The 17,536-nt window shown below is 70.8% G+C and carries 17 protein-coding genes and 1 tRNA gene; 4 read left to right on the top strand and 14 right to left on the bottom strand.

Annotation, left to right across the window (positions count from 1 at the left end; genetic code table 11):
* Window positions 1-114: 114 nt before the first annotated feature.
* The 7 genes from sucD to BLR95_RS09065 all read right to left on the bottom strand — a co-directional run bounded on the left by sucD (window position 115) and on the right by BLR95_RS09065 (window position 6,734).
* Window positions 115-987 (bottom strand): succinate--CoA ligase subunit alpha, encoded by an 873-nt coding sequence (gene sucD, locus BLR95_RS09035; RefSeq protein WP_092618680.1) that lies wholly within the window; start codon window positions 985-987, stop codon window positions 115-117.
* Between the two features lie 2 nt (window positions 988-989).
* Window positions 990-2,189 (bottom strand): ADP-forming succinate--CoA ligase subunit beta, encoded by a 1,200-nt coding sequence (gene sucC / locus BLR95_RS09040; RefSeq protein ID WP_092618683.1) that lies wholly within the window; start codon window positions 2,187-2,189, stop codon window positions 990-992.
* An 81-nt stretch (window positions 2,190-2,270) separates the two neighbouring features.
* Entirely contained in the window at window positions 2,271-3,233 is a 963-nt protein-coding gene (gene mdh, locus BLR95_RS09045) for a malate dehydrogenase (protein WP_092618686.1), read from the bottom strand.
* 192 nt (window positions 3,234-3,425) lie between these two features.
* Window positions 3,426-4,226 (bottom strand): class I SAM-dependent methyltransferase, encoded by an 801-nt coding sequence (locus BLR95_RS09050; RefSeq protein ID WP_092618689.1) that lies wholly within the window; start codon window positions 4,224-4,226, stop codon window positions 3,426-3,428.
* A gap of 23 nt (window positions 4,227-4,249) precedes the next feature.
* The gene (locus BLR95_RS09055; protein ID WP_092618692.1) at window positions 4,250-4,681 is read right to left on the bottom strand and encodes a hypothetical protein; all 432 of its coding nucleotides are present in this window, start codon (window positions 4,679-4,681) and stop codon (window positions 4,250-4,252) included.
* A complete protein-coding gene (zapE, locus tag BLR95_RS09060; protein WP_092618695.1) occupies window positions 4,678-5,808 on the bottom strand; it encodes a cell division protein ZapE in 1,131 nt (376 codons plus the stop codon). Before zapE ends, BLR95_RS09055 begins: the two co-directional genes overlap by 4 nt.
* The gene (locus BLR95_RS09065) at window positions 5,808-6,734 is read right to left on the bottom strand and encodes an exopolyphosphatase (RefSeq protein WP_092618698.1); all 927 of its coding nucleotides are present in this window, start codon (window positions 6,732-6,734) and stop codon (window positions 5,808-5,810) included. Before BLR95_RS09065 ends, zapE begins: the two co-directional genes overlap by 1 nt.
* A gap of 188 nt (window positions 6,735-6,922) precedes the next feature.
* Between BLR95_RS09065 and BLR95_RS09070 the strand changes: the two genes are divergently transcribed.
* Window positions 6,923-7,522: a hypothetical protein gene (locus BLR95_RS09070; RefSeq protein WP_092618701.1), complete on the top strand. Its 600-nt coding sequence runs from the start codon at window positions 6,923-6,925 to the stop codon at window positions 7,520-7,522.
* A 15-nt stretch (window positions 7,523-7,537) separates the two neighbouring features.
* Here the strand turns inward: BLR95_RS09070 and BLR95_RS09075 are convergent, their stop codons facing one another.
* Entirely contained in the window at window positions 7,538-7,930 is a 393-nt protein-coding gene (locus tag BLR95_RS09075) for a hypothetical protein (protein ID WP_092618704.1), read from the bottom strand.
* 175 nt (window positions 7,931-8,105) lie between these two features.
* Between BLR95_RS09075 and msrA the strand changes: the two genes are divergently transcribed.
* A complete protein-coding gene (gene msrA, locus BLR95_RS09080) occupies window positions 8,106-8,594 on the top strand; it encodes a peptide-methionine (S)-S-oxide reductase MsrA (RefSeq protein WP_092618707.1) in 489 nt (162 codons plus the stop codon).
* Window positions 8,595-8,855: 261 nt separating this feature from the next.
* Here msrA and tldD read toward each other — a convergent pair whose 3' ends face one another.
* The 4 genes from tldD to BLR95_RS09100 all read right to left on the bottom strand — a co-directional run bounded on the left by tldD (window position 8,856) and on the right by BLR95_RS09100 (window position 12,096).
* Window positions 8,856-10,286, bottom strand: a complete 1,431-nt coding sequence (tldD, locus tag BLR95_RS09085) for a metalloprotease TldD (RefSeq protein ID WP_092618710.1) — start codon at window positions 10,284-10,286, stop codon at window positions 8,856-8,858.
* A gap of 83 nt (window positions 10,287-10,369) precedes the next feature.
* Window positions 10,370-11,533: a M48 family metallopeptidase gene (locus tag BLR95_RS09090; protein ID WP_092618713.1), complete on the bottom strand. Its 1,164-nt coding sequence runs from the start codon at window positions 11,531-11,533 to the stop codon at window positions 10,370-10,372.
* Complete coding sequence (locus BLR95_RS09095; RefSeq protein WP_092618716.1) at window positions 11,530-11,796, bottom strand: hypothetical protein; 267 nt, start codon at window positions 11,794-11,796, stop codon at window positions 11,530-11,532. Before BLR95_RS09095 ends, BLR95_RS09090 begins: the two co-directional genes overlap by 4 nt.
* Before the next feature lie 223 nt (window positions 11,797-12,019).
* Window positions 12,020-12,096 (bottom strand) — tRNA-Asp (locus tag BLR95_RS09100).
* Window positions 12,097-12,495: 399 nt separating this feature from the next.
* Between BLR95_RS09100 and BLR95_RS09105 the strand changes: the two genes are divergently transcribed.
* Window positions 12,496-13,428, top strand: coding sequence for an AEC family transporter (locus tag BLR95_RS09105; RefSeq protein ID WP_092618719.1), 933 nt, complete (start codon window positions 12,496-12,498; stop codon window positions 13,426-13,428).
* Window positions 13,429-13,522: 94 nt separating this feature from the next.
* A complete protein-coding gene (locus tag BLR95_RS09110; RefSeq protein ID WP_092618723.1) occupies window positions 13,523-16,018 on the top strand; it encodes a sensor histidine kinase in 2,496 nt (831 codons plus the stop codon).
* A gap of 213 nt (window positions 16,019-16,231) precedes the next feature.
* On the opposite strand, the gene BLR95_RS09115 is transcribed toward BLR95_RS09110, so the two are convergent.
* Together BLR95_RS09115 and BLR95_RS09120 are read right to left on the bottom strand one after the other, a co-directional pair.
* Window positions 16,232-16,837 (bottom strand): LysE/ArgO family amino acid transporter, encoded by a 606-nt coding sequence (locus tag BLR95_RS09115; protein WP_092618726.1) that lies wholly within the window; start codon window positions 16,835-16,837, stop codon window positions 16,232-16,234.
* On the bottom strand, window positions 16,834-17,508 hold the full coding sequence (locus BLR95_RS09120; protein WP_092618729.1) for a ceramidase domain-containing protein: 675 nt from the start codon (window positions 17,506-17,508) through the stop codon (window positions 16,834-16,836). Before BLR95_RS09120 ends, BLR95_RS09115 begins: the two co-directional genes overlap by 4 nt.
* Window positions 17,509-17,536: the final 28 nt, after the last annotated feature.

Here is a 17,536-nt window from a genome sequence, read left to right on the forward strand (position 1 = left end):
GCCGCCGCCGTCGCCCGGGGAGGGATCAAAATGATGTAGGGACCCCACCCCGGGTTGAAAAGGCCTGGAAAGGCTCCGGCTGGCGCCGCGCGCCGCCAGCCGGGAGCGCAACGCTCAGCCCAGCACCTTCTGCATGGTGCTGCCCAGGGCGGCCGGGCTGTCGGCGACCGTGATGCCGGCCGCGCGCATGGCCGCCATCTTGGCCTCGGCGGTGCCCTGACCGCCGCTGATGATGGCTCCGGCGTGGCCCATCCGCTTGCCCGGCGGGGCGGTGACCCCGGCGATGAAGCCGACCACCGGCTTTTTCACCGGCGAGTCCTTCAGGAACTGGGCGGCCTCTTCCTCGGCGGTGCCGCCGATCTCGCCGATCATGATGATGCCGTCGGTCTCATCGTCGGCCAGGAACATCTCCAGGCAGTCGATGAAATTGGTGCCGTTGACCGGGTCGCCACCGATGCCGATGCAGGTGGTCTGCCCCAGGCCGGCGGCGGTGGTCTGGGCCACCGCCTCGTAGGTCAGGGTGCCCGAGCGGCTGACGATGCCGATGCGGCCGCGCTGGTGGATGTGGCCCGGCATGATGCCGATCTTGCACTCGCCGGGGGTGATGACGCCGGGGCAGTTGGGGCCGATCAGGCGGGTCGCCGAGCCGGCCAGGGCGCGCTTGACCTTGACCATGTCGAGCACCGGGATTCCCTCGGTGATGCACACGGCCAGCTCGATGCCGGCGTCGATGGCCTCCAGGATGGCGTCGGCGGCGAACGGCGGCGGCACGTAGATCACGGTGGCGTTGCAGCCGGTCTCGGCGCGTGCCTGGGCGACGGTGTCGAACACCGGCAGGTCAAGGTGGGTGGTGCCCCCCTTGCCCGGGGTGACGCCGCCGACCATCCGCGTGCCGTAGGCGATCGCCTGTTCGGAGTGGAAGGTCCCCTGCGAGCCGGTGAAGCCCTGGCAGATGACCCGGGTGTCCTGGTTGACGAGCACGGCCATGGTTACTGGGCCTCCTTGACGGCCTTGACCACCTTCTCGGCGGCGTCGGCGAGGTTGTCGGCGGAAATGATGGGCAGGCCGCTCTCGGCCATGATCTTCTTGCCCAGGTCGACGTTGGTGCCTTCCAGGCGGACCACCAGGGGCACGTTCAGGCTGACCTCGCGGGCCGCCGCCACGACGCCCTCGGCGATCACGTCGCAGCGCATGATGCCGCCGAAGATGTTGACCAGGATGCCCTCCACGGAGGGGTCCGAAAGGATGATCTTGAAGGCCGTGGTCACCCGCTCGCGGGTGGCGCCGCCGCCGACGTCGAGGAAGTTGGCCGGCTCGCCACCATACAGCTTGATGATGTCCATGGTCGCCATGGCCAGCCCGGCGCCGTTGACCATGCAGCCGATGGTGCCATCCAGCTTGATGTAGTTCAGGCTGTGGCGTTGGGCTTCCAGCTCGGCCGGGTCCTCCTCGTCCTCGTCGCGCAGCGATTCGATCTTCGGCTGGCGATAGAGGGCGTTGGAATCGAAGTTCATCTTGGCGTCGAGCGGCAGAAGGTCGCCGTCGGCGGTGACCACCAGCGGGTTGATCTCGACCATCGAGGCGTCGGTCGCCATGAAGGCCTTGTAGAGCGACATCAGAAGCTTCACGCAGGCGCTGACCTGACCGCCCTCGAGCTTCAGGGCGAAGGCGATCTTGCGGGCGCTGTAGGGGCTCAGGCCCACCACCGGGTCGAGGCTTTCGAAGACGATCTTCTCCGGCGTCCTGGCGGCCACTTCCTCGATGTCCATGCCGCCCTCGGTCGAGGCCATGATGGTGACCCGCGAGGTGGCGCGGTCGATCAGCATCGACAGGTACAGCTCGCGGGCGATGTTGCAGCCGCTTTCCACGTAGACCCGCTTGACCTCGCGGCCCTCGGGCCCGGTCTGGTGGGTGACCAGGGTGCGGCCCAGCATGTGCTCGGTGTTCTCGCGCACCTCGTCCAGCGACTTGACGACCCGCACGCCGCCCTTGTCGCCGGCTTCCGGCTCCTTGAAGTGGCCCTTGCCGCGGCCGCCGGCGTGGATCTGGCTCTTGACGACAAAGACCGGCGTCTCAAGGCGTTCGGCGACGCGCACCGCCTCGTCCGGCGTGTAGGCCACGCCGCCGTCGAGGACCGGCACGCCGTGGGCCTTCAACAGCTCCTTGGCCTGGTATTCATGGATGTTCATGTCAGGGATCCCTGGCAGACGATAGAGGAAGCCCCCCGGCCCGTCATCGGGGCCAGGGGGCTGGAGAAAGTCCGGAAGGGCCTAGCCGGCCTTGGCCATCTGGGCCTTGGTCGCCTCGATCAGCGACTTGACCGCGCCGGCCGAGGCCTCGAAGGCGGCCTGTTCGCCCGCGTCGAGGTCGATCTCGACGATCCGCTCGACACCGCCGGCGCCGATCACCGTCGGCACGCCCACATACATCCCGTCCAGGCCATAGACCCCGTCGCACCAGGCGGCGCAGGGCAGCACCCGCTTCTTGTCCTTGAGGTAGCTTTCGGCCATCGCCACCGCCGAGGCGGCCGGGGCGTAGAAGGCCGAGCCGGTCTTCAGCAGGCCGACGATCTCGGCCCCGCCGTCGCGGGTGCGCTGGACGATCTGCTCCAGGCGCTCCGGCGTCGACCAGCCCTTCTTGACCAGATCGGGCACCGGGATGCCGGCGACGGTGGAATAGCGCAGCAGCGGCACCATGGTGTCGCCGTGGCCGCCCAGCACGAAGGCGCTGACGTCCTCCACCGAGACCTTGAACTCCTCGGCCAGGAAGTGGCGGAAGCGGGCCGAGTCCAGCACCCCGGCCATGCCCACCACCTTCTCGTGGGGCAGCCCGGCAACCTCGCGCAGGGCCCACACCATGGCGTCCAGCGGGTTGGTGATGCAGATCACGAAGGCGTCGGGGCAGTTGGCCTTGATGCCCTCGCCGACCTGACGCATGACCCCGGCGTTGATGCCGATCAGGTCGTCGCGGCTCATCCCCGGCTTGCGCGGCACGCCGGCGGTGACGATGACCACATCGGCCCCCTCGAGCGGGCCGTACTCGTTGGTGCCGGAAAAGCGGGCATCGATCCCCTCGACCGGGGCCGACTGGGCGATGTCCAGCGCCTTGCCCTGGGGAGTGCCCTCGGCGATGTCGAACAGGACCACATCGCCCAGTTCCTTCAGCCCGATCAGGTGGGCCAGGGTGCCGCCGATGTTGCCGGCTCCGACCAGTGCAATCTTGTTGCGCGCCATGTTTGCCCCTTCGCTCATGGGTTTTGACGGTTCGGGCAGGGCTGGCGCGTCAACGCGCGGCAGCCGCCCCGCCCCCGGGAAAGACAGTTGCCGTGATCCGGCCCGTGGTAGCGCGATTCCGACCCCGGGGCAAGGTCATCCAGGCCTCAAGCATTCCTTCGCGCATCGCCGGGCGGGGGCGCCGGCGGCCTCTCAGCGGTGTCGGGCGATCAGGCAATAGCTCATCGGAAGCTGGGCCGTCCGCCCGTCATAGATGTCGTACTCGGGCTCGCGGATGGTGTGCGGATACTCGTCCAGGCGCTCGATCCACAGCCCGGCCCCGGCGCAGGCCGAGACGATGTCGCCCAGGCCATACACGAACCAGTAGCCGGTCTCGCCCGGGCCATGGTCGATGCCGTCATAGGTCAGGGTTTGGTTGACCGTCTGCGGGGTGCGCTCGAAGTAGCTGAAGGCCGGCTCGTGCGGGCGCTCGGCGGCCGGGTCGAAGACCTCGAGGAAGGGGTGCGTCTCGTAGATGACCAGGGCGGCGCCGGGCGCCATCAGGCCGTGCAGGATGCGGAAGAAGGCCGGCAGGTCGGGCATCCAGCTGAGCACCCCGATGGTGACCAGCACCAGGTCGAAGTGGCCCAGGTCGGCCGGCAGGTCATAGACGTCGGCCTCCAGCAGACGGGGCGACAGGCCGGCCGCCTCGGCCAGTTGGCGGGCCTGGGCGAGGAAGCCGGCCGACTGGTCGATGCCCAGCTCGGGGCGCGCCCCGAGGGCGGCCAGGGACAACAGCTCGCGGGCATTGTTGCAGCCCACCTGCACGGCCCGCCGGCCGTCCATGCCAAGGGCCCGCAGGGTGGCGCTCAGGGTTTCGTCGAGCACCGAGAAGCCGGGCCGGCCGGCCGCCGCCAGCAAGGCCTCCCAGGCCGGCCCGCTGGCGTGCAGGGGGGCCGAGGCGTTCCAGGCGGCGCGGTTGGCGGCGGTGTAGGTCTTCCGGGAATCGGGCACGGGGTGGGGCCTTCGGCTGGAGGTCAGGAGGGTGTCTCTGGCAGCACCAGCGGCTTGCCGGTCGGCGGGGTGACCACGCCGCGCCCGCCGGGCAGGGACTGGACGAACCAGCCCCGGCGGCGCGCCTCGTCGAGCAGGGTTTCCGGCGACAGGGCGTTGAAGCCGCCCAGATGGCTCTGGTAGGTGCCGCCCTCGGCCCAGTGGCGCAGCTCGGCGGTCAGCTCCGCGTCGGACAGCGCGCCGGCCCGCTCGGCCTGCCACGCGGCCATCACCCGAAGCAGCCCGTCGGGACCCAGGGCTTCGCTCAGGCCGTGCTCGTCCAGGCGGGCCCGCACCTGGGGCCAGGCCCGGCAGTCGCCGATGACCAGCAGGGCGCCGGCCACCGGGTCGCGCGGCGTCTCGCTCTCCCGAGCGGTGTCGTCGTCGCGGTCGGAAGGGGCGTCGGGGTCGTTCACGGGCCCTCCTCGTCAACCAGATGGGTCGAGGCCAGATAGTCGCGCGACTGCATCTCCATCAGGCGGCTGACCGTGCGCGCGAACTCGAACACCCCGTCGCCCTCGGCATACAGCTCCTGGGGCGGCGCGGCGGCCGAGCAGAGCAGCACCACGCGGTGTTCGTAAAGGGCGTCGATCAGGGTCACGAAGCGCCGCGCCGCGTCGGCCTGGGCCGCCCCCAGGCGGGGAATGCCGTCGACCACCAGGCTGTGATAGCGATGGGCCAGGGCATGATAGTCGGCCGGCCCCAGCGGCCGCTGGCACAACTCGGCGAAGCTGAAGCGGGCCACCCCGCCGGCGGCGCGCGGCACCGGCACGGCACGCCCGGCCACCTCGACCTGCTCGGCCACCACCTTGGCGCCGCGCGACAGGCGGCGGAAGGCGTCGGACAACTCGGCGTCGGCGGTGTCGTCGGCCGGCACCAGATAGACCCGCGCCCCGGCCAGCCGGCCCAGGCGATGGTCCGGCCCGCCGGACAGCGCCAGAAGGTCCAGGTTGTCCTTGATCAGCTTGATGAAGGGCAGGAAGCGGTCGCGCTGCAGGCCGTCCTTGTAGAGGTCGTCGGGGGCCCGGTTGGCGGTGGTCACCACCACCACGCCACAGGCGATCAGTTGCTCGAACAGCCGGCCGACGATCATGGCGTCGGCGATGTCGCGGATCTCCAGCTCATCGAGGCACAACAGCCAGGCTTCTTCCGCCACCTCGCGGGCCAGCCGGGGCAGGGGATCGACCGGCTTGCCGGAGGCGCGCCAGGCATGGACCCGGGCGTGGACGTCGGTCATGAAGCTCTGGAAGTGGATGCGGCGCTTGCCGGGGATGGTGGCGGCCTCGAAAAAGAGGTCCATCAGCATCGACTTGCCGCGCCCCACCGGGCCGTAAAGGTAAAGGCCCAGCGGCGCCGCCTCGCCCTCGCGCCGGCCCATGCCGAAGCGGGCCAGCCAGCCGGCCCGGCCGCTGGAGGGCCGGTAGCCGGCCAGTGCCTTGTGCAGGCTTTGCAGCTTTTCCACCGCCAAGGCCTGCCCCGGGTCGGCGGCCAGGGCGCCCTGGGCGAGGCGGGCGCGATAGAGGGCGAGCGGACCGTCGGACATCAGCCGTCGGCGGTGATCCGCTTGACCAACTGTTCCAGCGCGGCGTCGGCGCGCTGGTTCTCGACCTGGCAGGTGCCGGCGGCGGTGTGGCCGCCACCGCCGAACTCCAGGCACAGGGCGCCGATGTTGGTGTTGCTCGAGCGGTTGAAGATCGACTTGCCGATGGCGAACACGGTGTTCTGCTTCTGGAAGCCCCACATCTGGTGGATCGAGATGTTGCACTCCGGATACAGGGCATAGATGACGAAGCGGTTGCCGGCCCAGATGTGTTCCTCGTGCCTGAGGTCGAGCACCACCAGATTGCGGTGCACCGTGGCGCAGCGCTTGATCTGCTCCTTGAACCGGGGCTCGTGCTCGAAATACAGATCGACCCGCTCCTTGACGTCGGGCAGGGCCAGCACTTCCTCCACCGGGTGGGCCAGGCAGTAGTCGATCAGCTGCATCATCAGCTGATAGTTGGAAATGCGGAAGGTGCGGAAGCGTCCCAGTCCGGTGCGGGCGTCCATCAGGAAGTTGAGCAGGTTCCAGCCCTTGGGGTAGAGCACCTCCTCCTCGGTGAAGTCGGCCGAATCGCCCTTGTCGACCGCCGCCATCAGGTCGTCGGAGATGCGCGGGAAGGCCTTGGCCCCGCCGTAGTGGTCGTAGACCACGCGCGCCGCCGAGGGGGCCTCGGGGTCGATGATGTGGTTCTCTTTCTTGCCGACGCGCAGGGTTTCCGACAGGTGGTGGTCGAAGGCCAGATGGACCCCGTCCACATAGGGCAGGTTGGTGGTGATGTCGCGGCCGGTGATCTCGATCTTGCCGTCCTGCATGTCTTTCGGGTGGACGAAGGTGATGTCGTCCACCATGCCGAGCTCCTTGAGGAGCATGGCGCAGACCAGACCATCGAAATCACTGCGGGTGACCAGCCGGTAGGTGTCGGCCATGGCGGACGGGCTCCCTGATGAAGCGCGGGTGGGGCAAGGCATTGCGGGAAGGCACCATAACTTGGCCGTGGCCCGGGCTCAACGCGCAAAAAGTTCGGCCCGATGAAGGTCGCGCCCTTCACCCGGGCGGTGCCACCGGGTATTGGTGAAGGACAGCAGCCCGACCGACAAGCGGAGCCCGACCGGCAATGAAACTCCCGGACCCCAAGGCGGTGGCCAAGGCGGTGGCCATCACGCTGGCCCTGAGCGGCCTGCTCGCGGCCTGTGGCGGTCCCTACGAGGACATCCGCCGCGAGGCCGGCGAGGTGAGCATGGTCGGCACCTCGACGCCCGACCTGATCGCCCTGTGCTACAACGCCTCCGGCACCACGCCCGAGGCCCTGAAGGCGATGGCCGACGAGGCCTGCGCCCGCACCGGCCGCAGCGCCCGTTTCGTCGGTCAGAACCGCTATCAGTGCAGCGTGCGGGCGCCGCATCGGGCCTACTTCGCCTGCATCGGGCAGGCCGAGGCGGTTCATGCCACCCCGGCCGACGCCCTGAAGGCCCGGGCCCGCCGCCGTCTGGCCGAGGAAGCCGGGCACCTGACCCCGGCCAGCCCTGTTCCGACGGCGCCGGTCGTCTCGCCGAATGTGGCCCCGAGCATCCTGCCGTCGCCGGCTTTCCCGCAGGCGCCGTCGCTGGACTCGATCCCCCGCCCGGCCGAGGCCGACAAGGGAATCCACATCGCTCCGGCCACCCCGGGCGGCATCTACCCCGAAGGCGGCGGCCCCGGCTTTCCCAGGTTGTGAGGGACGCGGCCAACCCTATTGCATGCTGCGCCGCCAGGATTCGCGGGAGACCAGGGTTTGCAGCAGCTTCAGGCCATTGCCTTCCAGGTCGCGGCTGCCCAGGCGCGGGGTCTCGATGTGCAGGCCGGTCAGCCGGCTGATCCCCTCGCGGGTGACGAAATCGCAGCGGCTCTTGCCGCTGGTGCCGTCCGCGAAGTCGAAGCCCAGATCGATGGTGACATGCTCGATCTGCCCTTCCGGCTCGCGGCGCATGGACTGGCTGGTCACGGTGATGTCGCGCGCCTTGCCCAGCAATTCGTGGGTGGCGAACTGGCACAAACCGGGCTCCATGGGCGGCTCCTCGCCGCAGCCGGCAAGGCAGGCGGCCAAAACAGCCAGCACGGGAATGACAACCCGGTGATGCGGCATGGGGCAAGGGCTCCGGCGGTTCGGACCACGACTGCGGCCAAGCTGACCAAAGCGGTCCTCCACCATCGAGTTTCCCACTTATCGGCGAATCGGACAAGCCGCCCCTTGACCCGGCCCACCACGCCGCCCACCTCAGCCCTCCACCCGACAAGCCACTGATGCGGACGAAGGACCCATGCCAAGCAAGGACGCGATTTTCGGGGCCGGCTGCTTCTGGGGCGTGGAGGTCGCCTTCCGCCGCCTGGACGGCGTGCTCGACGCCGAAGTGGGCTACTGCGGCGGCGACCCGGCCGGGGTTTCCTACGAAGAAGTCTGCACCGGCCGCACCGGACACGCCGAAGTGGTGCGCGTGATCTACGATCCCGAGCGCATCACCTACGCCGACCTGCTGGCCACCTTCTTCGAATGCCACGACCCGACCCAGGTCAACCGCCAGGGGCCGGACGTCGGCACCCAGTACCGCTCGGTCATCTTCCCGCTTGATGGCGAACAACTGAGCGCCGCCCAGTCGGCCATCGAGGAACACAGGAATACCCGCAAGGGAACCGCCTTCGGCGACCTGCTGCGCCGCCCCCTGGCCACCACCATCGAAGACCCCCGCAACTACACCAAAGCCGAAGACTACCACCAAGGCTACCTGGCCCGCCGTGGCTTCGGCCCGTAACCCACCCCGCCGTGCGTGGGGTGGCAAGGCCAAGGGGGCGCTGCCCCCTTGGAACCCCCGCCGGGGGGACCAGGGGCCCCCCCGGACCCCCGCCGCGACTTAAAGCCGTGAAGAGGGGGGTATCCGAGCGCGCGCGCTCGGATACCCCCCTCTTCACGGCTTTGATTCATGGTGGGGTCTGGGGAGGCCTCCCGGCCTCCCCAGCGGGGTTCCAAGGGGCAGCGCCCCTTGGCCTTGCCGCTCCACGCACCGTCGGGTGGGTTACGCGACGGCGGTGCCGCCGACGGTCAGGCTGTCCACTTTGAGGGTTGGTTGGCCGACTCCGCAGGGCACGCCTTGGCCGTCTTTTCCGCAGGTGCCGATGCCGGGGTCCAGTTTCATGTCGTGGCCAATCATGGAGACCCGGGTCAGCACGTCGGGGCCGTTGCCGATCAGGGTGGCGCCTTTGACCGGGGCGGTCAGTTTGCCGTTTTCGATCAGGTAGGCTTCCGAGGCCGAGAAGACGAACTTGCCGGAGGTGATGTCGACCTGTCCGCCGCCGAAGTTGGCGGCGTAGAGTCCCCGCTCCACCGAGGCGATGATCTCTTCCGGGTCGTGGTTGCCGGCCGGCATGAAGGTGTTGGTCATGCGCGGCATGGGCGGGTGGGCGTGCGACTGGCGGCGGCCGTTGCCGGTCGGGGCCATGCCCATCAGGCGGGCGTTCTGGCGGTCCTGCAGGTAGCCGGTGAGGATGCCGTCCTCGATCAGCACGGTGCGCCCGGTGGGGGTGCCTTCGTCGTCGATGGTCAGCGAGCCCCGGCGGTCCGGGAGGTCGCCCTGGTCGATGACGGTCACCCCCGGCGCCGCCACCCGTTGCCCCATCAGCCCGGCGAAGGCCGAGGTTTTCTTGCGGTTGAAGTCGCCTTCCAGACCGTGGCCGACCGCCTCGTGCAGCAGCACGCCGGGCCAGCCGGCGCCCAGCACCACCGGCATCTGGCCGGCCGGGGCGGGTTTGGCTTCGAGGTTGACCAGGGCCTGACGCAGCGCCTCGTCAACGGCGGCGTGCCAGGTTTCCGGGGTCAGCAGGTGGTCGTAGCCGATGCGCCCGCCCAGGCCATGGCTGCCGGTCTCGCGTCGCCCGTCCTGCTCGACCACCACCGAGACGTTGAGGCGGACCAGGGGGCGGATGTCGGTGGCCAGGGCGCCGCCGGGACGCAGGATGGCCACCGCCTGCCAACTGCCGCTGAGCGAGGCCATCACCTGACGCACCCGGGGATCGCGGGCCCGGGCCTCGGCGTCGATGGCTTCCAAAAGGGCGACCTTGGCCGCGGTGTCGATCAGGCCGAGCGGGTTGAGGTCGGCGTAGAGGTGTTGGTTGGTGGCCTGGGGCGGGCCCTGCCAGGTGCCCTGGTGGCCCTGGGTGACCGCCTTCACGGTTTCGGCGGCGCGGGCCACGGCATCGGTCGAGAGCAGGCTGGAGTGGGCATAGCCGGCCGCCTCGCCGGCCACGGCGCGCAGCCCGAAGCCCTGCGAGGTGTCGAAGCTGGCCGAGCGGATGCGTCCGTCGTCGAGGGAAAAGGCCTCGCTTTGGCGCACTTCCAGGAACAATTCGCCGTCGTCGGCGCCGGCCAGGGCGTCGTCGAGCAGGCGCTGGGTGCGCGCCCGGTCCAGGTCGTGGTGGTCGAAGAACAGGCCGAGGGCGGAATCGGTCATCAGCGGGCTTTCCGGCTTGGGGGGCTGGGTAGGGTCTCCAATATCGGGGGAAACGCCGGCCGATTCCAGGGTTGGCGCGCCGCCTATTGGCAGATCGCCCGCAGGTCGGCCCACTCGCCGGCCGGCAGGGCCGGACCGCTGGCCGGCGGCGCCGGGTGGGCGCGGATGGCCTGGGCCCGCTTAAGGCTGTCCGGGTGGCTGGACAGGAAGGCGGGCAGGGTGACCGTTTCATTCTCGGCCACGGTTTCCAGGAACGCGGCCAGCCCGGCCGGGTCGATGGCGGCCCGGGTCAGCAGGTCGAGCGCCGTGGCGTCGGCCTCGCGTTCGGCCTGCCGGCTGTAGGATTGCTCCAGCAGCCAGCCGGCGCCCTGGCTGATCATCCCCGGGTCGCCGCCGGTGGCCAGCCCGATGACCACCCCGACCAGCGAGCGCGAGACCAGCATCTGGGTGACATGGCCATGCCGAAGGTGGCCGATCTCGTGGGCCAGCACCCCGGCCACCTGATCGGCTCCCGAGGTCCCTTCCGGCGCCGCTTCGAGAAGGCCCCGGAAAAGGACGATCTGGCCGCCGGGCAGGGCCAGGGCGTTGACCGTCGGATCGTCGATGACGCGCACGGTGATCGGGTGGCGCAGGTCGAGGTCGCCGGCGATGCGGCTGGTCAGCCGGGCCAGCGCCGCGTGGCCACGGCGCGAGCGGCAGGTGGTGCCAAGCTCGCCGGCCATGGTCTCGCCCCACGCCCGCTCCCACTCGGCGGGTACGTAGTCGGCCACCTGATGGCCGGCCCAGGGCAGGAAGACCGTGGCCACCAGCAGGGCCAGGGCGAGCAGGGCGGCCAGTCCGCCCCCCACCCCGGCCAGCCAGAACCAGGGCTTGCGGTTGGAGGCCGGGGTGAAGACGTGGCGCGCATACAGCCACAGCGGCGCCAGCAGGCTGTCATCCAGGGTGTGCAGGCGCTGCCCCGGGCGTTCGGCCGAGGTCAGGGTGAGGCTGCCGCCGGGCGGTGGGCGGCCCCCGGGCAGGGCCAGCCGGGGCAGGCTCCAGCGGTCCAGGGCGCGGCCTTCCACGTCGAGCAGCAACAGTTGGCCGGCCCGGGGGTCGATCATCAGGGCGACCGGGACCGGGGTCTCGCCCGGGCTGGCCGAGCGCACCCAGCGGGCCATGTGGAAGGCGGCCTGGGGGGCGTCGTCGAGGGGCTGTCGGGAGGGCTCTGGCTGGGGCGGCCGGGGCGGGCCGCTGGCCGGCATCATGGGGTCGGCTCGCCGCGCCCGTAGCCGCAGTCGCAGCGCTCCGAGGCGGTTTCCAGGCGCGCCGTCAGCACCGCGTTGGGATCGTCGGGGTCGCCACGTTCCCAGCGGAAGCAGGCCCCGCAGCGCGGGCAGGTCTGGGTGGAGGCCGCCTGGGCCGGGGGCGGGCGGTCGTCGGCCGGCTGCGGGCGGCGCCGCCCGGGGCCGGGGGCGCTGGACAGGCGCGGCGTCGGGCTGAGGTTGGCCGAACTGTAGGTGGCGACCACCGGCGCCCGGTCGCTGGCAGCGGCCCGGCCCGATGGCGGGCGGGCGCGATCTGCGGGCGGGCGGGTGGACTCTGACGATGGTCGGGCCATGGCCGGCGGGCTCGGCTTTCCCTTGCACAAGGCCGGGCGGCGCGCCCGACAGCCCATGGTGACCCGGCCCGAGGGGCGGGGTCAAGGCGGCGTTGGGGGCCGCGACGGGCAATGTGGGGGAGAGGATTTTCCCTGGCGCGAGTGACGGGGCTCGAACCCGCGACCTCCGGCGTGACAGGCCGGCACTCTAACCAACTGAGCTACACCCGCTGGCCAGGGGCGAGCTTGATACCAACCCATGACGGCGATTGCAACAGGGTTTTTGCGGTCAAACGCCGACACGGCGACGGTGCCGCTGTGCCGGGCTTTTTTCTCGCCAGCTTGCGAATTGTCAATTCATCCGCGAGGCCGGCTTGCTTAGATGGGTCCCGGAAGACGTACCTAGCTTCTTCCCTGCTTTCGCTCCTCGTGGGGTGAAAGCCTCCCTGCCCTGATTTGCCGGACCGGGTTCCCCTTCCTGGTCCGGCTTTTTTTTGCCCGCGCGGCGCGGTCCAGCCACGTCGGGGCGGCATTATTGTCTGGCCGCGCGGGGTGGGGCTGTGGCATGGCGAAGGGGCGCGACCGCCACGGCGGTCCGGCGCCCCCCGACCACATCCCGGACCGTTCGACATGCCCGCCATCGACATTGTGCTGCCCGTCTTCGCCGTGATGGTGGTCGGCTGGCTGTTCGCGCGCGGCGGCGTCATCGACCAGGGCGGGGTGAAGGCGATCAGCGATTTCGTCTTCCTGCTCGCCGTGCCGGCGCTGCTGTTCCGCACCACCGCCCAGGGCATCGGCGACGGCAACGTGGATCCCGGGCTGTTCCAGGCCTATTACCTGGCGGCGGCGATCAACTTCTTCCTGGCCCTGTTCATCGGCTGGAAGCTGCTGCCGGTGAGCGGCGCCGAACGGGCCGTGATGACGGTGGCGGCCACCTTCTCCAACGCCGTGCTGATCGGCATTCCGCTGGTCGAGCGGGCCTTCGGGCCGGATGGGCTGGTGCCGCTGCTGCTGCTCGTCTCGGTGCACGCCATGATCCTTCTGACCGCCGGGACGATCGCCGTGGAGATCGCCCGCGGGGCCGGCAACCGGTTGCACACGGTGGTTCTGTCGACCCTCAAGGGGGTGGCGAAAAACCCCCTCATCATGAGCCTGCTGGCTGGTTTCCTGTGGCACGCCACCGGGGTCCCGCTGCCGGCCATGGTCGACAGTTTCTGCTCCATCGTCGCCACCGGGGCGGGGCCGGCGGCGCTGTTCGCGGTGGGCGCCGGGCTGGCCGCCTATCGCCTGTCCGGCGACCTCAGGCACATCGTCACCCTGGTCGGCGTGAAGTGCCTTCTGATGCCGCTGTGGGTGTGGCTGCTGGCCACCCGGGTGTTCGACGTGCGCCCCGACTGGGTGCCGGTGATGGTGGTCATGGCGGCCCTGCCCATCGGCGCCAACGCCAGCCTGTTCGCCCTGCGCTATGGCTTGTACATCCAGCGCGCCACCGGGGCGGTGTTCCTCTCCACCCTGTTCTCGGTCCTCACCCTGACCGTGCTGATCGGCATCTTCCGGAGCTGAGGGCCTTTTCCACGCCCCGGCGCCGTGGCAGTCTTAAGCCCAGCCAACACCCCCAGACCCCCCCCAGACCAACCACGGAGGCCGGTCGGCGACCATGCCGCTTTCTGCATCAGGGCTCGGGTTCGGGCCGACCGAAGGCGGGGCGTGGCTGCTGCTGTTTGCCGGTCTGGCCCTGTTCGGCCTGCTCCTGGGGCTGCTCGGCCAGGCCCGGGCGCGCCGCGCCGAGGCCCGCGCGGCCGGCGCCGAACACCGCCTGAAGGTGACCGCCGAAAGCCTGGAGACGGCGCCCTGGGGCGTCTTCCAGTGGCCGGTCGACGGCGAGGGCGAGGTGGAGACCGGGCGCGGCTCGCGCCGGCTGGCGGTGATCCTCGACCTGCCGACCGGCAGCGACAGCGACTGGGCGGCGGTGATCGGCGGCTTCGGCGAGCGGGCGCGGGCCGACCTCAAGCGCCACGTCGAAACCCTGCGCGACACCGGCGAGGGCTTTTCCCTGGAACTGGACCACGCCGCCAGCGGCCGCCGCCTCAGCCTGAGCGGCCTGCGGGTGGTCGACTGGGCCGGCGACCTGGGCGACTCCGACGACCCCGATGCCCCGTCCGAGCCGCCGCCGCTGGCCGACCTGCTGTGGGTCGGCGACATCACCGAGGTGCACCGCGACGGCGCCGCCCGGGCCCGCGCCCTGGCCGCCAGCCGCGACCGCGCCGGGCGCCTCGATGGTCTGCTCGACGCCCTGCCGCTGCCGGTCTGGCAGCGCGATGCCGACCTCGCCCTGGTCTACTGCAACCGGGCCTATGCCCAGGCGGTGGGGGCGCCCGATCCGGCCGCCGTGGTGGCCGATGGCCGCGAGCTGGCCGAAGGGGCCGAGGCCCGCCGGGCCCGCGCCCTGGCGGCGGCGGCGCGGGCCGGCGGCGGCACCCACGGCGGCACCTTCTCGGTGGTCATGGGCGGCGACCGGCGGCGGCTGGCGATCACCGAAACGGCGCTCGATCTGCCGGCCGATGACGGCAACGAGGATCGGCTGACGGTCGGCCTGGGCATCGACGTTACCGACCGCGAGGAGGCCGACGCCCTGTTGCGCCGCCATCAGGCGGCCCACGCCCAGGTGCTGGAACGCCTGGGCACGGCGCTGGCCATCTTCGACGCCGAGACCCGGCTGGTCTTCGCCAACGCCGCCTTCGCCCGGCTGTTCACCCTGGACCCGGAGTGGCTGGCCGAGGGCCCCGGCTACGGCGACCTGCTGGAGACCCTGCGCGAGCGCCGCCGGCTGCCCGAGGTGGCCGACTTCAAGGCCTTCCGCGAAGGCGAACTGGCCCGCTTCGCCAACCTGCTGGAGCCGCGCGAGGAGGTCCAGCACCTGCCCGACGGCACCACCCTCAGGCGGGTGGTGGCGCCCCATCCCCTGGGCGGTCTGCTGCTGCTGCTGGAAGACGTCACCGACACCCTGGCCCTGGAGCGCAACCTCAACACCCAGATCGCCGTCCAGCGCGAGACCCTGGATCATCTCGATCAGGCGCTGGCGGTGATCGGCCCGGATCGCCGGCTGACCCTCTCCAACCCCGCCTTCACCAGCCTGTGGGGCCTCGACGAGGGCGAGCGCGCCGGCATCCCGGCGGTCCGACTGGGCCAGCGCCTGGCCGAGCGGCTGGACCCCGAGAGCGCCGCCCAGATCGGCCCCCTGCTCGAAGCCCCGGCCCCGGGCGCCGGGCGCCGGGTGCGGCTGGGCGACGGCGAGGGGCGGGTGGTCGACGGTCTGGCCGTCGGCCTGCCCGATGGCGGCACCCTGCTCAGCTTCCGCGACGTCACCGACGCCGCCGAGGTGGAGCGCGTGTTGCGCCAACGGGCCCACGTGCTGGCCGAGGCCAACCGCCTGAAAAGCGACTTCATCGCCGACGTGTCGTTCGAACTGCGCACCCCGCTGACCACCGTCGCCGGCTTCGCCGACGTGCTCGGCGGCGGCTACTACGGCGAGCTGAACAGTCGCCAGAAGGAGTACGCCACCGGCATCCGCGATACCGCCCTGAAACTCGGCCAACTGATCTCCGACATCGCCGATCTGGCGACCATCGAGGCCGGGCAGGCCCGCCTCGACCTGGACAGCTTCGACATCCACGCCCTGCTGATGGCGGTCGCCGGCCTGCACCGCGAAAGCCTCAACCGGCGGCGCATCACCCTCAACTTCGACTGCCCGCCCGACATCGGCCGCATGGTCGGCGACCAGGCGCGCCTCAAACAGGCGCTCTATCACCTGCTGGGCAACGCCATCCGCTTCTCCAGCCCGGGGCAGGGGGTGATCCTGGCCGCCCAACGCTCCGAAATGGACGGCGCCGACTGGATCGCCTTCACCGTCGCCGATCAAGGCAGCGGCATTCCCGAAGCCGACCAGAACGCCGTCTTCGACCCCTTCCGCAAAGCCCACGGCAGCCCCCACGGCCCCAACCACCCGGAAGGCGGCGGCACCGGACTCGGCCTGCCCCTGGTCAAACGCTTCATCGACCTGCACGGCGGAACCCTCGACCTGACCAGCGTCCCCGACGAAGGCACCACCGTCACCTGCCACCTGCCCACCAACCCGACACTCCCGGCAGACTGAGGCGTTTGGACGCACTGCCAAGGGGGCGCTGCCCCCTTGGAACCCCCGCCGGGGGGACCAGGGGCCCCCCCGGACCCCCGCCGCGAATCAAAACCCCACAGGGGGGCAAGCCCCCCTGTGGGGTTTTGAGTCATGGTGGGGTCTGGGGAGGCCTCCCGGCCTCCCCAGCGGGGTTCCAAGGGGCAGCGCCCCTTGGCGGCGCGGCCAGACGCCTCAGCCTGTCAGGAGCATCGTGGCCAGGGTGAGCATGGTCAGGCCGATGATCAGGTCGAGGGTTCGCCAGGCTTTCGGGGATCGCATGGTTGGGGCGAGCAGGCGGGCGCCGTAGCCCAGTCCGAAGAAGAAGCAGAACGAGGCGGTGGTGGCGCCGACGGCGAAGGCGGTTTTGGCCTCCAGGTTGGGGTAGTTGGTGGAAATGGCACCCATCAGGCCCAGGGTATCCAGGTAGACGTGGGGATTGAGCCAGGTGAAGGCGGCGCCGATGGCCAGAGTGCGGCGCAGGCTGCCGGCGTTGGCGGCCTCGGCCGGCTGGTGGCCGCCTTTCCAGGCGGCTTTCAGGCGCAGGGCGCCGTAGACGGTCAGGAAGGCGGCGCCGGCCAGGGTCATCACCTTCGGGAAGGCGGGCCAGGCCAGGGCCAGGGCGCCGAAGCCGGCGACCCCGGCGGAAATCAGCACGGCGTCGGACAGGGCGCACAGCAGGCACAATGGCAGCACATGGGCGCCGATCAGTCCCTGGCGCAGGACGAAGGCGTTTTGGGCGCCGATGGCGAGGATCAGGGAAAAGCCGGTAACGAAGCCGGTCAGCGCGGGCTCGATCATCGGGGTGTCGGGCGGCCGTGGCGGATCAGGGCGTTAAGCAGCAGGAACAGCAGGGTGCCGTTCAGGATATGCCACAGGAAGTGGGTGCCCAGCGGCAGGTTCGGGCAGACGGCGGCATCGATGCTGCGGAAGGTCAGCGAGGCGACGAAGACCCCCGCCGCCAGGGCCAGGGCGCGGGCCGCCGGGTGGCGCTTCACGGCCAGGGTGGCGGTGACGGCGAGCAGGGCGAGCAGGGCCGGGGCGTAGGACAGGCTGCCATTGAGCAGCGGCGGTTGGCCGGGGGGCGGCTGGGGGATCAGGCTCATCAGCCCGGCGATGGCCGCGCCGCCCCCGATCACCGCCGCGCCGACCCCCAGCCAGCCCAGGCCGACAAAACGCCTGAGCGCGGCGACCAGATAGAGCAGGATGAACAGCCCGATGGGGATGACATCGGCCAGCCCGGCCCAGCGCGTGGCGACGGTGTGGAACAGGAAGGAGCCGACACCGACCAGGGCGACCAGCCCGATCAGGGCGAGGGTAACCGGATCGGCGGCATCGTGACGCCGGGCCCGCCCCAGGGCCACCCCGGCGGCGACCAGGAAGGCGAGGTTGGTCAGCGCGTTCACGGGCTCGGCCCAGAACCCGGGGTCGAGGCGTTCGCAATAGATGTCGACGGAATCGGTCAGGGCCATGGGACGCTCCGGCGGCGGGGGGCGGCCG

The organism is Roseospirillum parvum (assembly GCF_900100455.1).
GTDB classification, from domain to species: Bacteria; Pseudomonadota; Alphaproteobacteria; order Rhodospirillales; family Rhodospirillaceae; genus Roseospirillum; species Roseospirillum parvum.

Excerpts from the sequence above, each read along its gene's own strand:
- sucD (WP_092618680.1), bottom strand. The coding sequence starts at position 987 with ATGGCCGTGCTCGTCAACCAGGACACCCGGGTCATCTGCCAGGGCTTC.
- sucC (WP_092618683.1), bottom strand. The coding sequence starts at position 2,189 with ATGAACATCCATGAATACCAGGCCAAGGAGCTGTTGAAGGCCCACGGC.
- mdh (WP_092618686.1), bottom strand. The coding sequence starts at position 3,233 with ATGGCGCGCAACAAGATTGCACTGGTCGGAGCCGGCAACATCGGCGGC.
- zapE (WP_092618695.1), bottom strand. The coding sequence starts at position 5,808 with ATGTCCGACGGTCCGCTCGCCCTCTATCGCGCCCGCCTCGCCCAGGGC.
- BLR95_RS09065 (WP_092618698.1), bottom strand. The coding sequence starts at position 6,734 with ATGGCCGACACCTACCGGCTGGTCACCCGCAGTGATTTCGATGGTCTG.
- BLR95_RS09070 (WP_092618701.1), top strand. The coding sequence starts at position 6,923 with ATGAAACTCCCGGACCCCAAGGCGGTGGCCAAGGCGGTGGCCATCACG.
- BLR95_RS09075 (WP_092618704.1), bottom strand. The coding sequence starts at position 7,930 with ATGCCGCATCACCGGGTTGTCATTCCCGTGCTGGCTGTTTTGGCCGCC.
- msrA (WP_092618707.1), top strand. The coding sequence starts at position 8,106 with ATGCCAAGCAAGGACGCGATTTTCGGGGCCGGCTGCTTCTGGGGCGTG.
- tldD (WP_092618710.1), bottom strand. The coding sequence starts at position 10,286 with ATGACCGATTCCGCCCTCGGCCTGTTCTTCGACCACCACGACCTGGAC.
- BLR95_RS09090 (WP_092618713.1), bottom strand. The coding sequence starts at position 11,533 with ATGATGCCGGCCAGCGGCCCGCCCCGGCCGCCCCAGCCAGAGCCCTCC.
- BLR95_RS09105 (WP_092618719.1), top strand. The coding sequence starts at position 12,496 with ATGCCCGCCATCGACATTGTGCTGCCCGTCTTCGCCGTGATGGTGGTC.
- BLR95_RS09110 (WP_092618723.1), top strand. The coding sequence starts at position 13,523 with ATGCCGCTTTCTGCATCAGGGCTCGGGTTCGGGCCGACCGAAGGCGGG.
- BLR95_RS09115 (WP_092618726.1), bottom strand. The coding sequence starts at position 16,837 with ATGATCGAGCCCGCGCTGACCGGCTTCGTTACCGGCTTTTCCCTGATC.
- BLR95_RS09120 (WP_092618729.1), bottom strand. The coding sequence starts at position 17,508 with ATGGCCCTGACCGATTCCGTCGACATCTATTGCGAACGCCTCGACCCC.